Genomic DNA, 26,580 nt, shown 5'->3' on the forward strand with positions numbered 1-26,580 from the left:
CACTCCTAATTTCTAAATCAAATTTATAATAACATCTTTTTTTAATTTCTCACAGATATTAATAACTTATTTACTTTAAACGTTAAAATTAAACTTAATTATTTTAAAATTATTTTTCTCAATTTCTCTTAAAACTGGGTACTTATTTTATGACAGGGTATTTAAGAAATATTTTTTGGAGGTAATTAATATGAAATTTTCATTTTTAGGGTATTCAGTAAAGAAAATTATGGAGTTTGATTTAGATGTTAAGGATTTAGCTATCCTTAGATATTTTGATGACTTTATGGAAAGTGGAAAAATGAATTATGAAGTTATAGAAGGAGTTAAATATTATTGGATAAGCTATAAGAATATTGAAGATGAACTTCCTTTCTTAGGACTAGGAAAGAGATCTATTATGATGAGAATGCTTAAGCTAAAGGATTTAGGGATTTTAGCTCATTATACTAAAAAGGAAGGTGGTACCTTCTCTTATTATGCCTTAGGAGAAAAGTACAAGGAGTTATTATATGTTAATGACAATAATGATAAGGATAATTATACAAGCAGCAATAAGAATAAAGAAAACAATATAGATATAGTTAAATATAATAGTGTTACTAATAACACTATTATTAATGATACATTTAATAAGGCTCTTAATACTAATGAAGATACTATGCAAAATAATGAAGAAGCTTATTATAATTTTAGTGATTTAGAACACATTGAGCATAAAAATGAAGAGCCTGTGTATGTAAATATGAATAAAGGTTGTGCAGAGAAATGTTCAACAAATAACCATCTATTAAATAATTCATCTACTAAATTAAACAATATATATAATAATATAAAAAAAAAAATAAATAATATTATAAATTATTTAAATTTAAAAGCTGGTGCTATGTATAAAGCTACTAATTCTAAAACTATTAATTTAGTTAAGTCTAAGCTTAAAGATGGCTTTACTGTTGATGACTTTAAAACTGTTATCGATAAAAAGGTTAAAGCTTGGAAGGGAACTTTATTTGAGCAATACTTAACTCCTTTTACTCTATTTGGTGATAAGTTTGAAATGTATTTAAATCAAAATGTCCCTGCTACTTCAAGTACTAATAGCAATAATTCCTATGAGCCTAAAAATAATTATAAAAGCAATAAAAGTCTAAGATTCCATAACTTTAAGGGACGAGACTATGATTATGCTGATCTTGAAAAGAAGCTTTTAGGATGGGACTAATAGCTTCCCTATTTGAATAATGAAAATTTATATTTTTATATAACATAATTTATATTTAATATATAATAAAAATACCCATTAATTAAAAATTATATTAAGTTCTATTTAAAGTTATATTTAGCATTATATAAATAAAAATATATTTAATAAGGAGGTATTTTATGATACTTGAAGAATTTGATGAAAATAAAGTTGCTGTAATTAATGCAACTGATATTATTAAGCCCATTGATTTTTTCCCTAAAGTTGCAGTATCATGTTTTGCAAGAACTACATTTAATAGATTAGTAAAGGAGCTTAAAGGTGTTAAAATCACTTCAATTTCTATAGCAAATATGGAAATTCCTATTTACAAAGTAAATTATCATGGATTTGAAGTAGCTTTGTTTATGTCTTATGTTGGTGCTCCAGGTTGTGTTGCAGTAATAGAAGATATTTTTGCAATGGGTGCTGAAAAATTGATTCTTTTTGGAACTTGTGGTGTGTTGGACTCATCTATAGAGGATTGTTCAATAATTATTCCTAATATGGCAATGAGAGATGAAGGAACTAGTTTTCATTATTCCCCACCTTCAGATGAGATAGCTGTAAATCCTAAATATATAGATATATTTACAAATATACTGGACAACTATAAACTAAAATACCATATAGGAAAAGTATGGACTACAGATGCAATGTATAGAGAAACTCGTAATAAGGTTAATTTAAGAAAAGCACAAGGATGTATCTGTGTAGATATGGAATGTTCAGCAATTGCTGCTCTTTCACAATTTAGAGAAAAAGATATATTTCACTTTTTCTACGCAGCAGATAATTTAGATTCTGAAAAGTGGGATGAAAGAAGTTTATCAAATAATTTTAATCCATTACAAAAAGATAGGATTGCTACACTTGCTATGGAATTAGCCTTATGTATTGGTGATAAATAATTAACTTATAATTTTATAAATAGATTGAAATAAAAAATTTAATATATTATAAAGCAAAAGTGGACAATCAATGTCCATTTTTTATTTGTCCAATATCAACAATAATTTGAAATAGAGAATTAATTAAAAATATTTTTCTAATATTTTCAAAATAGTATTTAACCTTCGTATATAAGATATGAGGAGGTGATAATTATGGCAGCAAGTTCAGTATTAGTTGGAAATGCTTTAGGCGTAAGCTATCAAATTGGAGTTGATTCTAAAGGAAATGATGTTTTTAAGGGCCAAAGCTTTAAGAACATTTCAGCTACTGCAACAGATGAAGATTTAATTGCAATGTCTGATGCTATAGGAGGAATATTAGAACACGATATTACTACTATAAAAAAAGAACAAACTTATATAGTAACTAGAGGTTAACACTTATTAGTTACTTTATTTATTCACTATTAGTTATTAACCATTACCTATAAAGAAGGGAGGATGTTCTATGATTACAAGAACTGCAAGTATGAGTTTTAAAGATGAAGCTGGTAAAAAGCACACAGTTGCTGTTAAAGATATAAAGGAAAATGTTGATAATTCTGCTGTAGTAGCCCTTATGGATACTATTCTAAATAAAAAGCTTATTAAAACTGCAGCTGGAGACTTAGTTGAAAAGCAAGCTGCTCAAATAGTTGTTAAAGATACCACTGAAGTTAAATTTTAATATATAAACCTAGGGAGCTATAAATGTAGCTCCCTATTTTTTTATAATATATATTATATTTAAAATAAAGTTTAAACTCTTAGTGATCCACGGAATCCTCTTGAAGAATAATAGGAGTCAGCTCCATTATGATATGTAAACACAGTATCATAGCGACGATCACAAAAAATTGCGCCACCCTTACTTCTAATATTATCAGGTGTTTTTACCCAACTTGATGTTTTAATATCAAAAGCTCCAAGCTTCTGTAAAGCTCTATACTGCTCTTCTGTTAAAATTTCAATTCCCATATCTGATGCCATATCAATTGCAGTACCTTGTGGTTTATTTTGTTTTCTTTTTTCTAATGCTTCACCATCATAGCAAAGGCTTCTACGACCTTTAGGACTTTCTGCTGAGCAGTCATAAAAAATATACTCATCAGTATCCTTATCATAACCAATAACATCCGGCTCACCACCTGTTACTTCCATTTCATTAAGAGACCACAACTTTTCAATATTATTTTGTAATTTTTCTTGTACTTTATCCCATTCAATATATTTGTGTAGATTTATATTTTTATTAAAACGTACTTTTAAGATTTCAAGTATTTCTTCTTGTTCTTTAGATGACAGGCTTCTTGCTTTATCTTCCATAATAAAATCTCCTCATATAATCTCTTTAGACTAATCTTTATTATCTTATCAGAGTTAAATAAAAGAATTTTGATTATCAAACTTCTTTTTATAATTGTATCAAATGGATTTTATCTGGTCAATATAATGTATATTTGATTTGCTCCATAGCATTACTATCTAATTTCTATATTTACTTATAGTTGATATTTTTATTTCGGACATTATTATTTTTTTTAATTTATTTTTATTTATATCTCATTATTTTTTTTAATATATTTGCTAGCTTCCTTAATACTCAGCTTATCCATTTTATCCTTATATTTTTCAATAAATGCTTTTACCCATTCTGGATTTACTTTTGAGTAATCTCGAAGGCTCCAACCTATAGCCTTATTAATAAAGAATTCATTACTTCCAAAATTATTAGTCAGTATCTTCTCTAGTAATTCCTTATCAGTTTTATCCTTACGACCTAATTGATGATCTATGGCTAATCGACGTAGCCAAAAATCTTCATCTTTAGACCACTCTAGCATTAAATCATTAATTCTATTATCAACAAATGCAATATTTCCCACAATGCCATCAAAGTTATCAATTGAATCCCACCACTGCTTTGTCTTAATATATTTTTTTATATGAGGAATATCATCAAAGGTGATAAATTTTTGCATTGCTAAAAGATAATCTATGGCAACATATTGAAACTCTCTATGTTCATCTTCCCAGCATTTATCTAGAAAGTCCCAATCTATTTTCTTTGTCTTTTTCTCAGCTTTTAATAAATCTTTATAAAATGCTTTTCTCTTTGGTGTAGGAATACCATAGAAGGGAAAAATATTTCTCATATAGGCAGACATTTTCTCTGCATTTTCTTCATTTTTATTTTTCTCAAATAGTACTTTTATTTCATTATATTTATCCATTTCTATATACCTCCTATAATAAATTTCATTATCTCTTAAATCCTCTTTTACTATTGAAGTCATGCAAGCTATTATATTAAATTCTACTTATTTTAAGTATAGCTTATCATATTCCTTACAAAAAGCCCTTGCATAGCAATTAATATCTTAAAGTAATAAAATAAAACTCCAAGTAGGAGCATCATTGCTTTCTACTTGGAGTTAAAATTTAATATAAAACTAAACTATCAATAATACTATTAATGTAGAAATTATATTACTAGTGAGATTCACTACATCATTATTTATAAATGAAATTCCTTTAATAAGCTTATTAGGTTTTTCTTTGTACTCTTTCTTTTCTGTAATAGTCTTTAAGTCTTCACAATAATATTGAGCTTGTACAGATGCACCTAATATACTATCAACTATTGAACCAATAAAGCCCATAACAAGGCAAAGTATAGAATAAATTAAGCTTTGCTTTATATCTCTATATGTAATAAAAGAAGCTATAAAATATATACTGGCAATAAATGAAGCTCCTAGGAAGGCAAAGGTTGTGCCTAATATACTAATACCACCTGACATACCTTTTTCTAAAGGCTTGAAGTTTAATATATTTATTGGCTTACTTTTACTTAATACCCCAACTTCTGAAGCCCAAGTATCTGCAGTAGCTTCTGCAAAGGAAACAGCATAAGCTAATAAAAATACTGGACTTTGATAAAAATAATATAAGACTGAAATTATAAGTCCTACTCCTCCATTAGCAAATACTTGCATATAATCACGGTTTCCACCCTTTTCATTTAATTTGTCTAAGCTTTCTTTATTATTATTTTTAAATTTTGTTAAAATACTAGAAGATACAAAAAATGAAATCATTATAATAGAAAACCATAATCCCCCAAAATAATATATCCCTGTTCCAAGCACTGTAGCAGCCAGACAGCCACTCTTATTCAACGAGGCTTTTTTATAGGCAACAAATGCTATTAAAAAGGAAAAGGTTAGCCCAACTAAAAAGTCTAACATATTCTACCTCCTAACTTATAAAATAATAGATAAATAATATAGTAATGATGTACCTAAAGGTACTGTTAAGTTATCTAATCCATAAGGAGAAAAAACTTCTAAAACTGTACTTACTACAGCTAATATTAAGCTATATAAAAGTATATTTACTGGATTAAAAATATAAAGTATAACTAAAGAAACTACAAAGGAGAATAAGAACATAGCTAAGCTTCCTTCAAGACTTTTGTTATTTCCCAATACTTTAAATTTATGCTTTCCATATTTAACTCCTATTATAGCAGCAAAGCCATCACCATAGCCCATAACTAATATACCTAAAGCACCAATATAAGAAAATTCAGTATTTTTAAAGGTTATAAGTGCTAAAATCATTAAAGATAAAGCAAAATATACAGTTCCTAAATCATTTTTAGATCCATCTCTTTCCATTGCCTTAAATATCTGCTTTTTGTATGATATATAATTTATAATAACAAAAAGTGCAGGTACAATAGAGGCATAAATATTATTATTAAAGAAAATCATTGCCACAATCCACCAGTTAGCTACCCCTACATGAATAAATTTTCTGCTATCTTCATTAGCTAATATATTTAATTTATTTAGTACAGATGAAATCCCGATTATTCCAAATATAAATACTATAGAAACAATTATTCCAACAATATTAATCAAAAACACCTCCTTTAATTAATGTATATATTATATCTAATATTATATCTCTTTTAAATAAAATAGTATGGAATAATGAAACTATAACTAATTATAGGAGTAAATTTCTAGATATAATTAAAACATAAAAAAACTAGTCAATATTTTTTTAGTATTTGACTAGTTTTTATTATTAATAATTTAGCCTCTGAATATTTTAATTAGTTGTAACTTTCTTCTCTTCTTTATACAACATAAGAACAACCATAGCTAATAATGAAGCAATAGCAACTGTTGCATAAACTTCTTGGAAGCCCTTATTTAGTGTAGTTTGGAATTCATTTTCAATTGTACCCCTAATATTTTCAATTTCAGTTAAATAATTATTTTTCCCAGTTTCAAATGCAGTTGGAACAGCTTCTTTTAATGCCTTCATTTTTACTAATGTATCTTCCATTTGAACTTTTCCAGCATTCATCTTATCTATCGTTGGCTTCATAGTTGGAATAGGTGGCATTTTATTTATTGCTTCTGTTAATTGTGTTATAGAATCACTAATACCAGTTATTCCAGAATCAATACCACCATTTATCTTAGCAATTACTGAAGGTGTCATTTGTGAGAACATATACTCTGCCATTTTCTTTGTATTGTCAGTAATTGTTGTAACATCAGAAGATTGTAACATTTCAATTATTTCTTCTGGTAATTGGAAATTATCGCTCTTACTATTCATATCAAATTTTATTGTTTCCATTGATGCTAAATCTGGTATATCTATTCCTTTAAGCTTTTCTGCCATAGAAGGATTTTCTTTTAATTGATCTAATTGTTCTGTAAGTTCCTCTGCATATGGAAGCTTAGGTACATGAACTTCATTTGGAATAAGAGTCATTATATTATCTTGTACTGCCATTCCAGCATGGGAAATAAATCCTATCATTATTGCAGGAGCAATAGCAGTTCCAATAGATCTAATTAATGAAACAGCTGCTAATGCTGAATTTGATTCTTCAACTTTAGTGTTATCTAACATCATATAATTTATTGGTGTTCCCATAGTAAAGCCTATTCCTGTTCCTAGTAAAATTAAACATATTACTATTGAAATTAAGCTTGGATTGTTTGTAGCGTAAAATATAATATATAAAGATCCTAGTATAGAAGCAACAAATCCAGTACCAAGTACAATCTTAGCCCCATATTTATCAATTAATTTTCCTGAGAATGGTGCTCCAATGCCTGCAAATACCCCTAAAATAATAACAAAATAACCACCACTACCTGAAGCTATTTTCAAAGAATTTTCAGAGAATTGAGGAACAAATATCATTCCCATAATAATAATTCCTGTTATAAAAGCAATAAAGAATGTAATTATAATCCTAATATTTTTGAAATATGAAATATTAAGTACTGGGTCTTCTGCTTTCTTTTCTATTAATATAAATATTGGTAGTAAAACTACAAATATTATTAAGAAAGGATAAACAGATGTACTTAAGAAGGTATTTTTAAAATTAAAATAATCAATATTTTTAAGTCCATATAAAATAGAAAGTACCATTAAAGTTAATGTTGTAATTCCAAAGTAATCAATCTTTTTAACATCTGTCATCTTAGTATTTGGAAGAGTCATAAAGCCTGATATTAATATAAATATTGTTATTGGAACATTAATATAAAATATAAATTGCCAATTGTTTTGACCAAATATATCTATAATTGCACTCCCAGCAGATGCTCCAAAAATGTTAGCAATTCCATAAACTCCACCTACTAATCCAAGTGCAAGTCCTCTTTTTTCTTTTGGGAATGTGGTACCGAATTCAGCTGTTGCAATAGGAAGAATTCCACCTCCACCAATGGCTTGAACAACTCTTGAAATTAGTAATACAGAAAAACTTCCTAAATTTTGTGATAAACCACAGAATAAAGAGCCAATACCAAATAAAGATATACTTGTTAAGTAAACATATTTTCTTCCGTATTTATCAGCTAACTTACCCATAATAGGAATACTTGCTGCATATGCAAGAGTATAAATAGTAATCATCCATATTCCTGTATTATCATTTACCATTAGGTCATTTTGGATTATAGTTCTTGCAGGTGTTACTATCCCAGTATCTATAGCTCCCATAAATATCCCTAATAAATATACAGCCATAATTAATCCTAAGTTCAATTTTTTCTCTTTTACCCTCATAAACCCTTTCCCCTTTCAATTTCTAATCTAAATATTTGGCAACATTTTCTACCATTTTACCTGTAAGTCTTTTCACACACTCAATATCCGCCTTACTCATTTCTCCATAAAGAATCTTATTCCAATCATCAAATATAGTATTTATATCATTCATAATATATAAACTTTTTTCTGTAAGTGAAATAATATTTTCTCTCTTATTCTCAGGATTCCTCTCTCTAAGTACAAAGTCTTTATCTTCAAGCCTAGTTAAGGTTTTAGCTACCATTCCTTTATCAATCATGTATCTTTTTGAAATGGTCTCTTGGTTCACATTTTCATTTTTTGATAAAAATATAATGATAATCTGTTCCCCAAAGGTCAAATCAAATTCTTTTAATCTCTTCTCAGTAAAGTTTCTCCAATATCGTACTATAACTTCTAAGTTATCCATATCATTCCTCCATTTGTGTTAATAATATAATTTAAATGTTGTTATTTACAACTGTTGACTAATGCCACTATTCTATAGTAATCCTTTGATTTTTAAATTACAATGCCATTTTTCACCTATTCTTCCTTAATATTCTTTAAAAAATCCTAGTTTTAACAAACTATTATAATATTATATAGGTTATCATTTTTTAACCTAAAATTTTTAATTATAAAAGGAGTAATGATTAATCACCATTACTCCTTTAATTTACACTATTAGTTATTTTTACTTTAAAATCAATTATTTTACTCTATGTTCACCATTATTTGCAATTCTCATGTAAATTGAAAAAGTAACTTCCGTTTTTTTACTTAAACAGAAGTTAGTTTTGCAAAGTCTTTGATATAATTAATTTGATATTTGTCCTTAGCATATTGGGAGGATTAATTATGTCAAACAATAATTTATGCAAGGGAAAGCACCTTAGGATTGAAGATCGAATTATAATTGAATATGGATTAGATCAAAATTACCCATTAAAAGAAATTGCCGAAAGATTAAAAAAGGATCCAACTACTATATCTAAGGAAATTAAAAGAAATAGATTTCTTAAAGTAAGTAAGAAAAAGGAAAATGATATACAACCGTGCCAACATCGAAGAAGTTGCACTAAGACAAACTTATGTAATAGTAACTGCGGAAAGCAATGTAAGAAATGTAGATTCATAAACTGCTACAGAGCATGCACTGATTTTTCAGCTAAGAAATGTTTTAAACTTGATCGCTATCCATATGTTTGTAACGGCTGTAACACTGCTACTACGTGTACGGCAGAAAAGCAGTATTATAAATCTAAAATTGCAGATACAAAGTATAAAGAACTATTAATATCATCTAGGGAAGGCCTTAATATAACCTCAAAAGAATTGAAAAATATAGATGATGTTATCTCTCCATTAATTTTTAAAGGGCAATCTTTATTTCATATTTTTACTCATCATAGGAAAGAAATAAATTGTTGTGAAAGAACTTTATATAATTATTTTGATAAAAATGCTTTTACAGCTAGAAATATTGATTTACCTAGAAAAGTTAAGTATAAACCCCGAAAAAAATCTACACCTCCTGTCATTAAAGAATCTAATTATAGAATTGGAAGAACATTTGTTGATTTTGTTAAATTCACTGAAGAGAATCCAAATATACCTATAGTAGAAATGGACACCGTTCACGGCACACGAAGTGGCAAAGTTCTTATAACTTTTATTTTTAGAAATTGTGCCTTAATGCTAGCGTTTATAATTGATAGTTGTAGCGAGCTAGCTGTAAAAGAAGTTATAGATAAGTTATATGAAGTATTAGGGCATGAAGTATTTAAGAATCATTTCCCTATTATATTAACAGATAATGGTTCTGAATTTAAGAATCCTAAAGATTTAGAATTAGATGCTAAAGGAAATCAGAGGACCAAAATTTTCTACTGTAATCCCATGGCTTCTTATCAGAAGCCGCACGTAGAAAAGAATCACGAGTACATAAGGTACATAATACCTAAAGGAATATCATTAAACAATCGTACTCAAGAAGATATTACTTTGATGATGAATCATATTAATAGTACAGCAAGAGCTAGCTTAAACGGAAATACACCATTCAGACTAGCTCAAATGTTATTAGATAATTCATTGTTAGACAAGCTATCATTAAAACCTATACCAGCAGATGAAATACATCTAAAACCTGCACTTTTTAAAAAATAAGATATCAAAAATCTAGGGCAAGTATCAACGGAACTTAATCATGCAAAAATCAAGCAAACGGAACTTAGTTTTGCAAGCCGATTTCCGTAGGCTTAATAAGCATGCTTAAAAACCCTAAAAATTGATTATCTTATGAAAATTATATCTTATTTTAGAGCTTTTAGCCACTAAATTTAAGTGTAAAAACTGACCTTACTCTTGCAATATCAATAGCTTACTCTAAAACGGAAGTTAGTTTTGCATTCAACGTTTGCAATTCTCAATCCAATTTCAGTACCATTTCTAAGTCTTGTAATGTTTTCACTATGTTTATAAAACATTATAAGAGTTGCCATAGACAAGATACAAAAAGCTATAAGATTATTATTAAATAATCCAATATAAACAGGTACAGCAATTATAGTTGCAAATGTTGCACTAACAACATAATCAGTAATTAAAGTTAGAATTACACATAAAATAATTAAAGCTATGGCAAACTGCCAATCTAGTGCAATAGTCATACCTATATAAGAAGCAAATCCTTTGCCCCCCTTAAACTTCAAGTAAAATGGAAATATATGCCCAATAACACAGGCTACCCCTGCTAATTCTGCCACATAAGGTAAATCAGTAAATAAATATCTTACTATTACAATGGCTATATAAGCTTTTAAAATATCATGTAAAGCTACCATAATTCCAGCTTTCCATCCCATTATTAGCACCATATTAGATGCACCTAAATTGCCTGTTCCACTTTTAAATACATTAATATTATTTAACCTACCTAAATAATAAGACATACTAGAACTTCCAATTAAATAACCTATTAAAATTACCATAAGATATCTCATTAAATTCTCTTACTCCTCATAACCAAACCTTATCATTTCTTTGTTATTTTCGTAGTTAAAATCCCATATAGCACCATAGTCTTAATTAAATTAATAATTATAGTTTACTTATATTTAATATGCTAATCCTATACTCTTTCCAATATATTTATCTTCTTCTATTACCCTTAATAAGAAATCAGCCACATCAGCACGGGAAATGTTTTTCCCTTTAACTGGAACTTCATCTTCAGCTTCCCTATATAATCCTGTAAATTTACCATTTGTTAAAGACATTGGTCTTGCTAAAGTATAATAAACTGTTCCTTCTTTTAATACTTCATAAGCTCCTGCATGATCTTTTAATGGATTCTTTAGCATTAAGCTTATAATTTTGCCTATTATTCCTTTTAACTCACCATGTACTCCAGCAGAAGAAACTTGTGCTATTCTTTTAACTCCTGTTTCATTCATAGCATCTACTATATTCTTTGTAATATCTGTAATAGTTGTAGATGGTTTATTTCCTGGTCCTCCTATGCAATTAATTACTGCATCATGAAGGGCCATAGCATTTCTTACATCCTCATATTGAGTTGCTTGTCCAACTATTATGTGTAAGTTCTCAGACTTTATTTTTATATTTTCTGGATTTCTCACAAAAGCTGTTACTTCCATTCCTTTATTTATAGCTTGTTCGATTACCTTTTGTCCAGTTCTACCATTAGCTCCAAAAACAATAATTTTCATTACATATCACCATCCTTTTAATTTATGTGTATTTTAAATACTAATTTTAAGTGGTAATTAGTTATTTTTTTATACTTATTATATATAAAAACACCCTATAGAGTAAACCTTTTTTAAAAGTCTTCTCTATAAGATGAATTTTTAGCAATATATATTCTAGAAAAATTTACGTTCCTTACCTTGGACACTAATCCATCTATCAGTAGTAAATTTATTAATTACCCATTCACCATTAAAACGTCCAAGTCCAGAAGCTTTTTCACCACCAAACATAACGTGTGGCTCGTCATTAATGGATTGGTCATTAACATGAACCATACCTGACTTAATTTGTTTTGCTACTTCCATACCATGATAAATATCCTTTGTAAATACTGAACCACTTAATCCATATATAGTATCATTAGCAATAGCAATAGCCTCTTCTTCGTTTTTAGTTTTTATAATAGAAATAACTGGACCAAATACTTCATTGCAAGCAGTAGGCATATCATTTTTAACATCTGTTAAAATCCATGGATAAACAACTGATCCTTCTGTTTTTCCTTCTAATACAACCTTTGCACCTTGTTTAATAGTTCCTTCTATATAATTTTCAATTTTTTCAATTTGTGAAGAATTTATAATAGGTCCAATAAACACTTCTGGATCAGCTGGATTACCAACCTTTAAGCTCTTAACTTTTTTAACTAAAGCCTCTACAAAATCATCATGTATTTCCTCTGGAACTAAAATTCTATTAAGAGCCATACAAACTTGTCCTTGATTGAACAATGAACCAAATACAGCTGCATTTACAGCTTGGTCAATATCAGCATCTTTAAGTACAACCATCGCATTATTTCCACCTAATTCTAATGACACATCCTTTAAATGGTATCCAGCAACTTCTCCAACATGTCTACCAACTTCAGTAGAACCAGTAAATGAAATTAGACTTGGTATTGGATTAGAAACAATACTATCACCAATTTCTGAACCTTTTCCTACAACTACATTAATAACACCTTTAGGGAATCCTGCTTTGTCAAAGAAATCTGCAATCATTAAGCTAGATGCAGGTGTGTCTGAAGCTGGCTTTAAGACTACAGTATTTCCAAGTGCAATAGCAGGAATTACAGAACGCATTGCTAAAACTAAAGGAACATTCCAAGGTGCTATAACACCAATAACTCCTTTTGGTTCTTTAATAATATAATTCTCTTTTCCTGGTATATTAGAAGGAAGCATAGTACCTTTCATTCTTTCAGGATAACTCATAGCCAACTTTATTATTGAAATACTAGTGAAGAATTCAAAATCACATTTTGCCAAGGAACTTCCACCTTCCTCCCTTATCACATCGTAAACGTTATCTTTTCCTTCCTCAAAAACTTTTACTAAAGCTTCTAAGTACTCTATTCGCTCAGAAGGAGATGTGCTTGCCCAAAGTTTTGATGCTTCGTAAGCAGCTTCATAAGCATCTTTAACATCTTGCTCATTAGCTGACTTATAAGTATATAGCACTTCATTGGTATATGGATTTTTATTTTCCAAAGTAGATGAACTGCTACCACTTCTCCACTCTCCATTTATATATTGTTTAGTATACTTTTTCATAAAATCCCTCCTTTTGAATATAAAAATTATATTAATATTTTATTTATAAGTAATAATTAAATGATCATATTATATATTATAATTATATCATATATTTATTATAATTGATAATGATTATTATAAAATAATAGCATTTGATAGGATCTTTATATCTTCTTTGGAAAAAGTTTTTTCTAATTATTCAATCACCTCATTAATTTTATTGTAAAAAAAAGACTCTATACAAATAGACTCTCTTTTACTAGTGTCTACTATATAGGGTCCATTTCATGCCGTCACTTCTTTTTTTTTTCCTTTTGCTGGTATACTGTATAAAGTTTTTCCACATATATTCTTCTCTATCTTGCCTTGTACCCATAATTCACAACTCCTTAAGATATCTAGTGTATATTTCAACACAAGCCTTGATTTTACTTGTTTTATACATAGACTACATATAATCTATGTAGTCTATAATTTTTCATATAACTTACCTCTAAGAACTTCTAATTGTTCTTTGAGCTTTTTATTTTCTTCTTCTAATTCTTTTATCTTTTTATCTTTAGCCATTATGATAATATCTTTTGCTTTAGAAGTTTTATCATATTTGGCTCTTTGATTGATAGTTCTGCTTACTTGTTTATCTCTAAGTTCTTCAATTCTTTTTTTGATTTCTTGGTTGTTATAGAGGAATGTCTTAGACACTCCACTAAGTTGTGAAACACTATTAAAGTTAATTTTATGTTCAGTCAATGAGAGTTCTCTAATAGCCTTATCGACCTTATCTAAAGCCATTTGTGATCTTTGTTTAGCATATTCTTTTAATCCTTTAGTATTATCAGCCATTAAACTATATCCTCCCTTGACTTGCCATTCTTATGAACTAATTTATGTTCTTTAACTTTTTCTAATGTTTGTTCTAATATATTTAAATACTGTTTATTCTTTTCTGCCCAAAGTTCTCTACCACATCTATTACTTATTTCAATTTGCTGCTTAACCTTTTCTATTTCTTCTTCATATTCAGGGATATTCTCAACTGTAGTACAGAAACTTCCACAAGTTAAACAATGATTCATTTGTTGCTTACAAGGTGCTTTAGAAGGTTTAAAGCATACTCCAAAAGGAACTCTTACAGCATCTAAATTCTTTTTAACATATTCATATCTAATAAGATTTTCACCTTCATCAGAGGATGGATCTACTTCAATAAGTTCATTATTTGTAGTATCAACTTTAAATAATTCTAAGTCCTCTGTATTCTTCCATTTTTCATATAATACATTTTCTGAAACAGTAGCATAATGAACTGTCATTTGTAGGCTTTGATGTCCTAAAATCTGTTGTATAACACTTATACCCATACCTTGCTCTACATATTCTTTTGCTCTTGTATGCCTTAGAGAATGAAGTCTAAAGTGATATAATTCACCATTAGCATCTCTAATATCTTTTTTAACTATTAATCTTTTAATAGTTCTTAGTAAACCTTCTTTTGCTAACGGTTTTCCTTTAAGTTTTCCTTCATAAGTATTAAATAAATACTTATTAGGATTGTTTTCTTCTGTGCTTGACTCCTTTGCTTTATCAATAGCTTTTTGAACCATTTCAGCAACTTTATCCCTTATAGGTATTTTGAGTTGTGCTATACCTGTTTTAGTTATTTCACCACAAAGATAGTAGTTATATTTTTCTTCTTTGTTATTCCACACTTGCTCTAAACAATTATCATATCTAAGATTTAATATATCAGTTCCACGCCAACCCGTTTCACGAAGTAAAATATAAATCGGTATAAACTGTAGTCTATCTAAATCCATAATATTATTATCTAATTGTTTTAATATAGGTTCTGGAATAAATTTTGCTTTTTTAACTTCATCTTTATTTAATTCCCTTTTAGGAATATCATCTTGAAATATTAAAAATGATACCTCCTTTTTAGGTGCTTTATCGTATTGAGCAATTTGAATATATTCTAAAAATGTTCTTATATAAGATATATATTTACTTGTTTCAGTTGGATTTTTTCCTTTTCTTTCATTCCCTATATGGAATAAATATTTCTCAATGTCATTTCTATTTAAATTTTCAATAAAACCGTCATTATATCCGTTTGAGTAAAAATAATTAAAGAAATATTTTAAATGTTTAAGTGTATTAAAGCAAGTCATCCAACTTTTCTTTGTAATAAAAGACCTAAAATATCTTTTAACTATCTCTCTATAATATAATGGAATTTCTATAAAATTTAATGATGTTGCTGTTCTGTCTGATGTTGCACTTTTCTTTACACCTTTAATATTTTTTGAATACCATATATCTTTTTCAGTTTCTTCTCTATCATCATAGAAATCTATTATAAAGTCTATTACAAAATTAGTTATATTGCGCATATGGAGATTACTTGTTTTTACACCTATTTCATTTAAAAATAAAATCCATTTGGTTTGAGTTTTGTTTTTATCTACTTCGCTTAAAGTATTCACTTTTATATACTTATTAAAAAAATAACTTATATTTTTCAAAGATTCAGATTGCCTATCAAACGTGTTTAACTTTATTAAACCATTTTTGAAATTATAAAGAAAATAATATTTAATTTCATTTTTCAAACAAACATTATTAATTCTTTCAAAATTAAAATACCTGTTAGATCTTATTTTTTTACCAACAAAAATATCATGTGTTAAGTCCCACTTATCATTTTCTAACCAATATCCGTTATCTTGTTTAAGATACTCAATTATTTCATCATATTTACTTTGTTGATTACTTTTTATCTCTTGCAAACTTTTCACTTTATTCATCCTCCTCATTATAAATATCCAAATCTAAATTAGGTTGAGTTCTATTGAACTCTTCGGTTATTTCTTCATCAGAAGGGTGTATATAAGTGTTCAAAGTAGTATAAATATTTTTATGTCCTGCCCTTATTCTCAACAGTTCTGGCTGCCATCCTGCCATTCTTAATAATGTCAATGAACTATGCCTAAACATATGTGGAGTAACATATATGCCTGTTACTTTTTTTAATGTTCTAAATAAATTATCTACATCAGTATAATTCATAGGTTTATATTTATTACTTCCACTAAGTTTGATAAATATATGGTTAGTTTCAACTTCTTCTGTATGATATTCTGCAATATATTCCATAAACATATCTGCTAAGTTTTGAGATATATCTATTTTTCGTGGACTTGATACTGTTTTTATTTCAGCATTATTTTCAAGTTCACCTCGGTCTTGTAAATCTATAACCATATCACTTATATCAAAATCTTCAATCCATAAAGACAAGGCTTCGCCGATGCGTATGCCAGTTTCATATAACAAATTCAATAGGAACTTATCTCTAAGGTTGTTACAGGCTCTTATAAGCGTTGCTATTTCTTCTTTAGATAATGTCTTTGGCTTAGATTTAGGGACTTTCAGTTTCAGTATATTGCTTATTACTTTCTTTTGCTCATGAGCTATTCCGTATAAAAAACCTTTAAAGTTTCTACTTGGAGTAGATACAAATTTTCTAAGTCTATCAGAAATATTATTACTGTATTCTTCGTGTCTTAAAATATAATCATAGAATGCTAATACAGTATTAACTATAATATTTACTGTTCTTGGACTTCTTGCTGTATCTACTTGATGTGTAGGAATAACCTTTAAACTTTTATACGGATTCTGCAACCAATTTACAAATAAGGCTAAATCATCAATAGTTACCTTTTGAAAATCTAATTCCCTTTGTTGCAGATACTCAAAATATAGCTTAAGATGTTGGCAATACATTCTTAAAGTATTTCTTGCAAAGTTAGTATTATCTTTAAACCTAATAAACTTTAGTATAGGCTCTATTGGTAAACCATCATCATCTGCTACAAAGTATCTTTCCTTTCCATCTTCTGTTTTTACCTTCACTACTTCCATAGTTCTACATACACCTCTGTAATTTTACTTTATTCTACACTTAGTTTACTATAAACACTATAATCATTTCAACTATATATTTAGTATTCCAAGTATTACATATATTATAAGGGTATATTTAAACTACTATAAATACTATCTAAGTATCTACACTATATTTCTTTCTTTTACTAATAATATAAAAAATGCTTTAGTATAAGTAAAGGAAAATACCCTCAAAATAGGATCTTTCCAGTTCTATTGATGCTTTCTTTACTTTGTCATATAATATAATTGAAAGGAGTGTTGTATATGTCCATAGACAAACCTACAACTAAAGACCTTGACCCGTTCTATTCAGAATCTAATATCGAACATTTACGAAGAGGTATTGAAGCTTTGAACTCTGGAAAAGGCATTGAGAAGGAATTGATTGATGCTGACAATAAATAATAAAATTCCTAATAAAGTTTGACTTTTTAGAAAGCATTAGATTTAATGGCAGACAAAAAAAGAGCCAAGCAATTATCTTGCCGAGCTCCTCTATTTATCTGACTTTAGCAATATTTTCTTTTATTTATTTTCCCTCTACCACTTTCCTTAACTCTGCATGAAAGATTCCACCGTCAGACTTTCTTAAGAATAGTCAATGTTTGTTATTAATAATTAAACTATTGTGAGAGACTACAGTAGCTTTCTCATTATAATTCCATTTTCTTTAAAAGGCTCAATATCCTTATTATCAATAAAGTCATTAATTATAGAAACTTCTTCAAATCCATAATTTATATATATTTTTCTTGCCTTCGTCCATTTTTCTGAAACTATCAAAATTATTGACTTTTGCGATTTTACTACTTTAGTAATATGTTTTATAAAAAACTCAAGCATCATTTTGCCTAATCCATAGCCTCTTACTTCTGGAAGAATAGCAAATGAAGATATATATACTTCATTCCCATTTGCTTTATGACTATCCTTGATTAAATGTCCTAATGTGAATTTATCCTTATCAATTTCTTCTCTATACTCCCATAGTTCTGAACATATATAGCCAATAACTTTATTATAATATTCCATTACTATAAAGCCTTCTTTAAAGGTTTTAATTCTTTGCAGAAATACATCTTTATTTTCACATACGGTTTTAGAAAATGATGATTGTTCTATCTCCATTATATAATCAATATCATTTTCTTCAGCAGTACGAAATTTAATATCATTAATATTCATATAATCTCCTCCATATTCATAATTTCAGTTTTATAAGTTGAAATGCCATATTTATTACTTAGTTCTAATAATCTCAACAACAATGGATAATTATTTCATGCTATTCAAAATTAATTTGAAGCTGTTACTATCTAAAAAATTATTAAGGTTTACCACCATATCACCTTAACGGATGGCAAACCTTTAATTTAAAATCTATTAAAACCTTATAAACAGTTCTATTACTGTACTCTCCGAAGAAAGTTTGCTTTTTCAAACTTTCAGATTTAAGGAGAAATCAAAAAAGAGCCAAGCAATTATCCTGCTTAACTCCTTTGCCTCCGCAGTAGGCTGCTTCCAATCAACTTTCAATGCGTTCAGTTTCTTGGGCATCCCTTGCAATGGTAATTTATCTTTTAAAATGAACACATTCCTCCGGCAGGCTACGGAATGTGGGCTTTCTCGCTAAGTTCACACTTCGCTAGCGTTTTTAAAAGGAACATCTTATTTCGTTGCACTACATAAGATGGACTTTCACACTAAGTTTAGCTATAGCTTCACTAAGTGTTCAATGTCAATCGTTCAATGCCAGCTTAACAATTGCCTCCAGCAGTAGATTTATTCCAATCACACTTCGCTTCGCTTGTGTTCTTGGTAAATCCTTGCATGGGGCGTTGTAACAACTTACTTCGTAAGTTTAACAACTGCCTCCAAATGTGGAGTATTTGGGAACATGTCTTTAACGCAGCTTTCTACCATTTCGTATCCAGCTTCCATTAATACCTTTAAGTTGTCTACTAAGGTTTTAGGATTACATGATACATAAATTATTTCCTTGGCATTAAATTTAATTACGTATTCTAATGCTTTTGGATGTACTCCACTTCTTGGTGGATCTAAAATTATTGTATCTGGTTTATCTTTTACTGATTTTATTATTTCTGCTACATCTCCTGCTAGGAATTCACAGTTATTTAAATTATTTAACTTTGCATTTTCCTTTGCTGCTTCTACTGCTTCTTCTATAAGTTCGATTCCAACTACTTTTTTTGCATTAGCAGCTGCTATTTGCCCTATAGTTCCTGTTCCACAATAAAGGTCAAATACTACCTTATCCTTTGATTCTCCTAAGTAATCCCTAACTATACTGTATAGGCTTTCTGCTCCTTTAGTATTAGTTTGGAAGAAGGAAAAAGGAGATATTTTAAATTTTAATCCTAAAAGATTTTCTGTTATATAATCTTTTCCAAATAATAAATTAACCTTTTCTGGTACTACTGCATCTGAAAATGAATTATTTTCTGTATGTAAAATTGATACTAAATTACCTTTATAATTTTGATTTTTTAATATCTCTACATATTCAGATAAATCAAAGTCTATTTGAGTTGTAGTAACTAAGTTAACCATTAATTCACCAGTATTAATTGCTTTTCTAATAACTAGGTGTCTTAAATATCCTTCTCTCTTCATAACTCTATAATAAGGTAAGCCTTTAGCTCTAAAATAATCTACTGTTGCCTTAATTAAAGTTCTAAAGTCTTCATCCACTATTAAGCATTTATCTACTGTAATAATTCCAAAGGATTTCCCCTTCATGTGCATTCCAAGAGTTAATTCTCCACCCTTTTCGAAATCTCCAAAGGTAAATTCCATCTTATTTCTATATTCCCATTGTTCCTTACTTCCTACAATTCCTTTGTAGTTCTTAAGTGGTAAATCAGCTTCTTCAAATAAATCTTTAAATTCTTCACTTAAAAGTTCTAATTGTTTTTCATAAGTTAAATTTTGTGATGTACACCCACCACAAATTCCAAAGTGCTCACAAGATGGACTTATTTCATAGTCTGCTCTCTCATCCACTGAAGTAAGCTTTAATTCTGCAAAGGCTTCTCTTTTCTTTTTAACTCTCCCAGTTACTGTTTGCCCTGGAAAAGCACCTTTTACGTATATTTTTTTACCTTCTAAAGTCCCAATTCCTGTTGATGGGAACTCACTTTTATCTATTTTAACTTGAATAGTACTTCCTTTTTTCATGTTAACTCCTAAGTAAAATTATTTTAACACTGTTTTTCTTCCTATAGTATCTTTTAATTTAGTTGATGCACAAATTGGTCCATATATTATATTAACGATAACGTACATTATTAAGAACATAGGCTCTCTTTCTGCAATATAAAAACCAAATAATTTTAATAATAAATCAAAAACTATTAATAATACTAATGCTAATGCAATACTAATAATTTGATCAATTGCTCCTGCTAAAAGCCTTTTAAAAAATATTAGTCCTTTGCTATCCTCTTTTATCTCTTTTTCTTCAGATACTTCTTCATTTACTGGTTCTACTACCTTATTTTCTTCCACAACTTCGTTTATAACTTCATCCTTATTTAATTCTTTATTATCCAAACCTGCATCCTCCTAAATTATATTAAATTTTAAAATTATATGTTTTGGAATCTATTTTATATAATAAAAAGTCACCCTTTATAGTTATAGTTTCAACTAATCCATTTAAATTAGTTTCTATAGTTCCATTAGCATCATTGTTTTTAACAATATCTATTATCTTTTCATTTATTTCAGAATAATCTCTATCAATATTATTTGTCATAGCTTCTGAAAAGTTTGCTATTGAAGTTTCCTTTAAATCAAATTTATCTTCCTCTTTGATTTGATCTAAGTCTAATTTAAATCCTATTTTCATATTTAGGCTTCCCTCTGCCATATCCGTACCATATGTTTTAAAACCATAATACATACTTTCCATTCTGTTTGGTTCTGGATTTAAATTATCAGAATAAACGTATTTTTCATTTACACTTTGGTCATTTTCATCTTTAATTTTTTCTTCTTTTGTATACTCTAACCCATAGAAGTTAGCTGCTTCCTCAATTCTAGATGTTATTTCATCATTTAATTGAGATACCTCTTCTATAGTATAATCATTTGCCCATACTCCTTCGCCTATAAAAGTTTTTTTGCTTTCATCACTCTTGCTACTTTCTTCTACTGTTCTTTCACTTTTTTCATTCTTGGAAGCTGGACTGCATGCTACTAAAGATACAATTGTTACTCCACTTAAAATTGCCATCAATATTTTTTTAATCATAATATCCTCCTTAGGATGCATCCCTTGTAAATCATCTTTTTTATTTTTTCCTAAATTCATCTTATTATAACACTAAAGCCCTTATATTAAAAGGGCTTGACACTTAACTGACATATTACAAAAAAATAAAGATATACCTGAATATAAAAATATAGTTACTTCCATATTTCCTTTTTCTAACTCCTTATTAAAATCAGCTAGTATATTTGCATCAAATACTTATTTTATCCTTTATTTTTTCAAAGGTTTTATCTCCTATACCATCAACATTTTTAATATCCTCTATAGATTTAAATCCCCCATTTTTTTCTCTGTAATCTATTATACTTTGAGCTTTGACAGCACCTACTCCATTTATTTTTTGCAAATCACTTAAGGATGCAGAATTAATATTAATAATTCCATCATTAGAACTATTACCTGCATCATTCATAATAGCTCCATTATCAGCACTTTCATTATCAGGAATAACTATAAGTTGATTATCTCTTAATTTCTCTGCTCTATTTATTTTATTTATATTAGCTTTTTCTGTTAGGCCTCCAGCAATATCAATTAAATCTCTTATTATACTCCCCTCTTCAACTTCATATACATCTGGTCTCTTAACTTCCCCCTTAATTTCTACAAGTATCTTATTTTTATTAGGAATAACTACATTACTTCCACTAGACTTAATACTTTCTTCATCTACATTATTTTCTTTTCCTTCCTCTTCTACAAATATATTTTTCATATATTCATCTTTAAATACCTTTGATTTATTTTTCCCATATAAATAAAAAGATGTACTTATGCAAAATAAAGCTAAAATAATTAGTATACAATTTCTTAAATTTAATATATTTTTTACCTTTTTATTCACTTTTTTCCTCCAATTAAATAATTATTCCTTATAATTATTAACTAATTCTTAAAAATTTATCTCTTTACCATTAATTATTTATAAATTATAGAAAGATTTTAATTTTTTTGATAAAATATTTTTGTCTATATGAAATAGTTATTGTGGGAGATTTATTATGAAAAATTTATTAAAAAAATTTCTTCTATCTACTTTATTTATAAGTAGTATCTTTGCTAGCCTTAATTTAGTTAAAGCTAGTGCTACTGAACTGCCTCCAGTTTATTCAGAAGGTGCAGTTCTAATGGATGGAAAAACGGGGAAAATACTTTATGCAAAAAATGAACATAATCAATACGAACCTGCATCAACAACAAAAGTAATGACAGCATTAGTTGTTCTTGATAAGGTTAAACTAACAGATAAGGTTACTATAGGGGAAAAACCACCTTTAGTGGATGGCTCTGCAATAGGTATTCAAAAAGGGGAAGTATACACTGTTGAAGAGCTTATGCTTGGGCTTTTACTAGAATCAGGAAATGATTGTGCAGAAGCATTAGCTGAATATGTTGCTGGTTCTAATGAAGAATTTGCTACGCTAATGAATGCTAAAGCAAAAGAACTTGGAGCTTTAAATACAAACTTTAAAAATCCTAGTGGTCTTCATGAAGATGGACATGTAACAACTGCTTATGATCTAGCACTTATAATGAAAGCTGCTTCCCATAACGATGAATTTGTAAGAATTGCTAAAACAGAATATTATAAATATGTAAATCAGCCTTTTTCTGATGGAAGTGAAAAATGGGCAACAAATAGAAATCAACTATTTAATGAGTATAGTCCTTATTTTTATGCTAATGCATACTGTGGAAAAAATGGATATACACCTGAGGCTAATCATGCCTATACTGCTGCTGCAGTAAAAGGAGACCAAATGATGATAGGAGCCTTTATAAATGCTACAGATAAAGATAACTTTTATACTAATATAGGCCCATTATTTGATTATGGTTTTGATAATTTTGAAACAGTAAAGTTAATTAGTGAAAATCAAATATTAGATAACTACAAAATTAATGATGCTATAACTCTTCCTTTATTAGCTAAAAGTGACTTTTATTATACTAAATCTAAATCTGAAGAAGTACCTGAATATACAATTGAATATGATAAAAGTGATATAAGCAAAAAAGATATTAATATAAATGATACATTATTTAAAGCTAAAATTATTATTGATGGAGAAACTATTTCTACAATGGATTTAATAAGTGGAGCAAATAGAGAATATAACAGCGAAATCATGTTAAAAGAAACTTTTTCAGACTTTGCTAAGAAGCCAAGCAATATAATTTATACATTAATAATAGTATTTATTGCTCTTTTATTATTAAGAGCTATACTATTATCTATTAAAAGAAAAAGGATAAGAAGAAAACGTCCTAGATTTAGTAGATAAAAGATGAGATAGATATTATACTCTTTGCTCCGTCGCATTCGCTCCAAGTCGCCAGAATATAATATCTATCTCATCATATACTTAAGGAAATGAATTTATAAAAAATTATTAGCAGGGTAATATTTTTATAAATTCCTAGTATATTAAATAAAGAGCTGGAACTCCAGCTCCTTTTTTGTTATTTAATTTTATTAATTAAAGCTTCAATATCCTTAGGTAAGCTTGCTCTTAATGTTAGAGGTTTCTTTGTTCTTGGAGATTTAAAATCTAATCCATAGGCGTGAAGTGCTTGCCTTGTTATAATCTCATTATCTTCTTCATTTCCATATAAGGTATCTCCCCAAATAGGATGTCCTAGCGAACTTAAATGAACTCTAATTTGATGTGTTCTTCCTGTTTCTAGTAAACATTCCACTAAATCAGAGTCTTTAAATCTTTCTATAACCTTATAATGGGTTATACTTCTTTGTCCTCTATCATCAATAACTCTTCTTATAGTTCCTTCTTCTTCTGGTCTATAAATAGGTAAGTCTATAGTTCCTTCCATCTTTTCCATATGCCCATGTACTACAGCTAAATATCTTTTTTCAACATTATTTAAGCTCATTTCCTTAGATAATTCCATATGTGCATATTGATTTTTAGCGATTATTATTAATCCTGAAGTATCCATATCTAGCCTACTTACTAATCTAACTATGCATTTTTGATTACTTTCTTTAAAATAATACATTAAAGCATTTGCCAAGGTACCACTTTGATGTCTTTTAGTTGGATGTACTACCATATTAGGTTCCTTATTTACTACTATTATATCTTCATCTTCATAGATGATATCTATAGGAATATTTTCTGGATCTATGTTTTGTGTTTCATCCTTCATTAAATTAATTAATATATTATCATTCCCCTTTAATATATAATTCATTTTAACAGCTTTATTATTAGCAAATATTCTCTTGTCTATTGAAGCTCCCCTAATTAATCTTGAAGAAAGTCCAAGTTCTTCTTTTAAATATTCTCTTATTTTTCTTCCTTGGTACTCTTTAGGAACTACTTTTTTAATAGTACTCATATTTCCTCCTAGTTGAACAAATTATAGTCTTCTCCTAAAAGTATTACTGCATCATATTCCTTGTATTCAGGGTTACTTATCTTCTCAGACTTATCTATATCTATGTCACTCTTTAAAAGTTCTTTTAATTCTTTATTGTCTGTTTGTATTATACTTTTAGATACTGGAGTAGTATTCCCTACTTCAATATTTGCATAACCTAATGATTGAAGCTGATCTTTAGCAGTAGAGGCTAAACCATTTATTTTAGTTCCATTTAAAACTAAGATATCTAATTCTTCTCTTTTTATAGATGTTATACTATCTGATTCTGATGGATTTTCAGCATTTAATGAATTTATTAACTCCATATTATCTTCTTTATAAGATACTAAAAATTCTTGACCATAGATGTTTTCTGGCACACCTTGAAGTGTTGTCATAACTATGTCAGATGACTTTAATCTTAATACCTTTAGTCCTAATGATATTAATTTATTTGCTGGAATATTAGTATCAACATTATCACTAATAGCCTTAAGTATATTTGGAGCCTTTAATACTATGTTAGGACTTAATGCCTTATCTACTAACTTGCTCATAAGTAATTGTTGATTTTTAATTCTATCTAAATCACCATTTGCAAATCCTGAGCCATCATTATTTTGTCTCCATCTAAAAAATTCTTCAGCTTTTTTCCCATCTAAATGAACTGTTTCTCCAGCAGTAAAGTTTATATGAAGATCTTGTTCTTCATCATCATAAAACATATCTTGCTCTATTGTCATATCTACTCCACCAAGTGCATCAACAACACTTCTAAATGCATTATAATCAACTTCTACAATATAATTAATATTTATATCTAATAATGATTCAACATGAGTAGTTATTTCTTCTTCTCCACCTAAAGCATATGCTGAATTAATTTTCCAATATCTTTGATATTCTCCTGTATCTAAATATGCATCTACTTCAATCATGGTATCTCTTGGTATAGAAACTAAATGAACCTTCTTAGTATTAGGATTATAGTTAAATACCATTATGGTATCACTTCTTCTTATAGATTTATTAGCTTGATTATCAGTATCTCCTACATCCATACCTAAAATTAAGATATTAATTGAGTCATTTGAAGATGCTGGTGGTATTCCATTTCCTAATTTATTAGTTTTTAAGCCTGAAATAAAAGAATATGCATATATTGCTCCAGCAAATATTAAAACAAATATAAGCGTAATTATAGAAAATAATATTCTCTTTCTTCTTCTTTTTCTCCTCTTAGCTTCAATTGCTTTTCTTCTTTTTATTCTTTCTTCTCTAGTAAGTGGTCTTCTTTCTCTATTTCCAACATCTTCCCTACTATTACCCATC

The 26,580-nt window shown here is 28.3% G+C and carries 26 protein-coding genes; 7 read left to right on the top strand and 19 right to left on the bottom strand.

What is annotated here, in order from left to right:
• The first annotated feature begins 190 nt into the window (after positions 1 to 190).
• The 4 genes from ACFYH6_RS15360 to ACFYH6_RS15375 all read left to right on the top strand — a co-directional run bounded on the left by ACFYH6_RS15360 (position 191) and on the right by ACFYH6_RS15375 (position 2,863).
• Positions 191 to 1,222 carry a conserved phage C-terminal domain-containing protein gene (locus ACFYH6_RS15360; protein WP_416180065.1) on the top strand — a complete coding sequence of 344 codons (1,032 nt, stop codon included), beginning with the start codon at positions 191 to 193 and terminating at the stop codon, positions 1,220 to 1,222.
• 161 nt (positions 1,223 to 1,383) lie between these two features.
• The gene (locus ACFYH6_RS15365; protein ID WP_416180064.1) at positions 1,384 to 2,154 is read left to right on the top strand and encodes a nucleoside phosphorylase; all 771 of its coding nucleotides are present in this window, start codon (positions 1,384 to 1,386) and stop codon (positions 2,152 to 2,154) included.
• A 195-nt stretch (positions 2,155 to 2,349) separates the two neighbouring features.
• A complete protein-coding gene (locus tag ACFYH6_RS15370) occupies positions 2,350 to 2,574 on the top strand; it encodes a DUF1659 domain-containing protein (RefSeq protein ID WP_416180063.1) in 225 nt (74 codons plus the stop codon).
• A 70-nt stretch (positions 2,575 to 2,644) separates the two neighbouring features.
• On the top strand, positions 2,645 to 2,863 hold the full coding sequence (locus ACFYH6_RS15375; protein WP_416180062.1) for a DUF2922 domain-containing protein: 219 nt from the start codon (positions 2,645 to 2,647) through the stop codon (positions 2,861 to 2,863).
• A gap of 71 nt (positions 2,864 to 2,934) precedes the next feature.
• Here the strand turns inward: ACFYH6_RS15375 and ACFYH6_RS15380 are convergent, their stop codons facing one another.
• From ACFYH6_RS15380 to ACFYH6_RS15405, 6 genes are all read right to left on the bottom strand, one after another.
• The gene (locus ACFYH6_RS15380) at positions 2,935 to 3,501 is read right to left on the bottom strand and encodes a DUF4256 domain-containing protein (RefSeq protein WP_416180061.1); all 567 of its coding nucleotides are present in this window, start codon (positions 3,499 to 3,501) and stop codon (positions 2,935 to 2,937) included.
• 230 nt (positions 3,502 to 3,731) lie between these two features.
• Positions 3,732 to 4,409, bottom strand: coding sequence for a DNA alkylation repair protein (locus ACFYH6_RS15385; protein ID WP_416180060.1), 678 nt, complete (start codon positions 4,407 to 4,409; stop codon positions 3,732 to 3,734).
• A gap of 219 nt (positions 4,410 to 4,628) precedes the next feature.
• Complete coding sequence (locus ACFYH6_RS15390; RefSeq protein WP_416180059.1) at positions 4,629 to 5,426, bottom strand: DUF92 domain-containing protein; 798 nt, start codon at positions 5,424 to 5,426, stop codon at positions 4,629 to 4,631.
• A 15-nt stretch (positions 5,427 to 5,441) separates the two neighbouring features.
• Complete coding sequence (locus ACFYH6_RS15395) at positions 5,442 to 6,104, bottom strand: SEC59/DGK1/VTE5 family protein (protein WP_316343085.1); 663 nt, start codon at positions 6,102 to 6,104, stop codon at positions 5,442 to 5,444.
• 193 nt (positions 6,105 to 6,297) lie between these two features.
• Positions 6,298 to 8,289 (bottom strand): MFS transporter, encoded by a 1,992-nt coding sequence (locus ACFYH6_RS15400; protein ID WP_416180058.1) that lies wholly within the window; start codon positions 8,287 to 8,289, stop codon positions 6,298 to 6,300.
• A gap of 22 nt (positions 8,290 to 8,311) precedes the next feature.
• Complete coding sequence (locus ACFYH6_RS15405; protein WP_416180057.1) at positions 8,312 to 8,722, bottom strand: MarR family winged helix-turn-helix transcriptional regulator; 411 nt, start codon at positions 8,720 to 8,722, stop codon at positions 8,312 to 8,314.
• A 431-nt stretch (positions 8,723 to 9,153) separates the two neighbouring features.
• On the opposite strand from ACFYH6_RS15405, the gene ACFYH6_RS15410 reads away from it, so the two are divergent.
• Positions 9,154 to 10,464, top strand: coding sequence for an IS30 family transposase (locus tag ACFYH6_RS15410; RefSeq protein WP_416180559.1), 1,311 nt, complete (start codon positions 9,154 to 9,156; stop codon positions 10,462 to 10,464).
• 206 nt (positions 10,465 to 10,670) lie between these two features.
• On the opposite strand, the gene ACFYH6_RS15415 is transcribed toward ACFYH6_RS15410, so the two are convergent.
• The 6 genes from ACFYH6_RS15415 to ACFYH6_RS15440 all read right to left on the bottom strand — a co-directional run bounded on the left by ACFYH6_RS15415 (position 10,671) and on the right by ACFYH6_RS15440 (position 17,537).
• Positions 10,671 to 11,300: a glycerol-3-phosphate acyltransferase gene (locus ACFYH6_RS15415; RefSeq protein WP_416180555.1), complete on the bottom strand. Its 630-nt coding sequence runs from the start codon at positions 11,298 to 11,300 to the stop codon at positions 10,671 to 10,673.
• 114 nt (positions 11,301 to 11,414) lie between these two features.
• Complete coding sequence (locus tag ACFYH6_RS15420; RefSeq protein WP_416180554.1) at positions 11,415 to 12,029, bottom strand: NAD(P)-dependent oxidoreductase; 615 nt, start codon at positions 12,027 to 12,029, stop codon at positions 11,415 to 11,417.
• Positions 12,030 to 12,185: 156 nt separating this feature from the next.
• Entirely contained in the window at positions 12,186 to 13,628 is a 1,443-nt protein-coding gene (locus ACFYH6_RS15425) for an aldehyde dehydrogenase family protein (protein ID WP_416180553.1), read from the bottom strand.
• A gap of 450 nt (positions 13,629 to 14,078) precedes the next feature.
• Positions 14,079 to 14,453: a DUF6262 family protein gene (locus tag ACFYH6_RS15430; RefSeq protein WP_416180552.1), complete on the bottom strand. Its 375-nt coding sequence runs from the start codon at positions 14,451 to 14,453 to the stop codon at positions 14,079 to 14,081.
• Positions 14,453 to 16,417, bottom strand: a complete 1,965-nt coding sequence (locus ACFYH6_RS15435) for a tyrosine-type recombinase/integrase (protein ID WP_416180551.1) — start codon at positions 16,415 to 16,417, stop codon at positions 14,453 to 14,455. Before ACFYH6_RS15435 ends, ACFYH6_RS15430 begins: the two co-directional genes overlap by 1 nt.
• Positions 16,410 to 17,537 carry a tyrosine-type recombinase/integrase gene (locus ACFYH6_RS15440; protein WP_416180550.1) on the bottom strand — a complete coding sequence of 376 codons (1,128 nt, stop codon included), beginning with the start codon at positions 17,535 to 17,537 and terminating at the stop codon, positions 16,410 to 16,412. Before ACFYH6_RS15440 ends, ACFYH6_RS15435 begins: the two co-directional genes overlap by 8 nt.
• Positions 17,538 to 17,828: 291 nt before the next feature.
• Between ACFYH6_RS15440 and ACFYH6_RS15445 the strand changes: the two genes are divergently transcribed.
• Positions 17,829 to 17,969, top strand: a complete 141-nt coding sequence (locus tag ACFYH6_RS15445) for a hypothetical protein (protein ID WP_416180054.1) — start codon at positions 17,829 to 17,831, stop codon at positions 17,967 to 17,969.
• Between the two features lie 231 nt (positions 17,970 to 18,200).
• Here the strand turns inward: ACFYH6_RS15445 and ACFYH6_RS15450 are convergent, their stop codons facing one another.
• The 5 genes from ACFYH6_RS15450 to ACFYH6_RS15470 form a co-directional block, all read right to left on the bottom strand.
• Positions 18,201 to 18,749 carry a GNAT family N-acetyltransferase gene (locus tag ACFYH6_RS15450; protein ID WP_416180053.1) on the bottom strand — a complete coding sequence of 183 codons (549 nt, stop codon included), beginning with the start codon at positions 18,747 to 18,749 and terminating at the stop codon, positions 18,201 to 18,203.
• A 663-nt stretch (positions 18,750 to 19,412) separates the two neighbouring features.
• Complete coding sequence (gene rlmD / locus ACFYH6_RS15455) at positions 19,413 to 20,765, bottom strand: 23S rRNA (uracil(1939)-C(5))-methyltransferase RlmD (RefSeq protein ID WP_416180052.1); 1,353 nt, start codon at positions 20,763 to 20,765, stop codon at positions 19,413 to 19,415.
• An 18-nt stretch (positions 20,766 to 20,783) separates the two neighbouring features.
• Positions 20,784 to 21,140: a hypothetical protein gene (locus ACFYH6_RS15460; protein ID WP_416180051.1), complete on the bottom strand. Its 357-nt coding sequence runs from the start codon at positions 21,138 to 21,140 to the stop codon at positions 20,784 to 20,786.
• Positions 21,141 to 21,162: 22 nt separating this feature from the next.
• Complete coding sequence (locus ACFYH6_RS15465; protein ID WP_416180050.1) at positions 21,163 to 21,843, bottom strand: hypothetical protein; 681 nt, start codon at positions 21,841 to 21,843, stop codon at positions 21,163 to 21,165.
• A gap of 211 nt (positions 21,844 to 22,054) precedes the next feature.
• Positions 22,055 to 22,708 (bottom strand): helix-hairpin-helix domain-containing protein, encoded by a 654-nt coding sequence (locus ACFYH6_RS15470; protein ID WP_416180049.1) that lies wholly within the window; start codon positions 22,706 to 22,708, stop codon positions 22,055 to 22,057.
• 157 nt (positions 22,709 to 22,865) lie between these two features.
• Here ACFYH6_RS15470 and ACFYH6_RS15475 point away from each other — a divergent pair, with 157 nt between their 5' ends.
• A complete protein-coding gene (locus tag ACFYH6_RS15475) occupies positions 22,866 to 24,149 on the top strand; it encodes a D-alanyl-D-alanine carboxypeptidase family protein (RefSeq protein WP_316343072.1) in 1,284 nt (427 codons plus the stop codon).
• Positions 24,150 to 24,327: 178 nt separating this feature from the next.
• Here ACFYH6_RS15475 and ACFYH6_RS15480 read toward each other — a convergent pair whose 3' ends face one another.
• Positions 24,328 to 25,224 (bottom strand): RluA family pseudouridine synthase, encoded by an 897-nt coding sequence (locus ACFYH6_RS15480; RefSeq protein WP_416180048.1) that lies wholly within the window; start codon positions 25,222 to 25,224, stop codon positions 24,328 to 24,330.
• Between the two features lie 8 nt (positions 25,225 to 25,232).
• On the bottom strand, positions 25,233 to 26,579 hold the full coding sequence (locus ACFYH6_RS15485; RefSeq protein WP_416180047.1) for an LCP family protein: 1,347 nt from the start codon (positions 26,577 to 26,579) through the stop codon (positions 25,233 to 25,235).
• Position 26,580: the final 1 nt, after the last annotated feature.

Source organism: Clostridium sp. HCS.1 (assembly GCF_047900555.1).
Lineage (GTDB): Bacteria > Bacillota > Clostridia > Clostridiales > Clostridiaceae > Clostridium.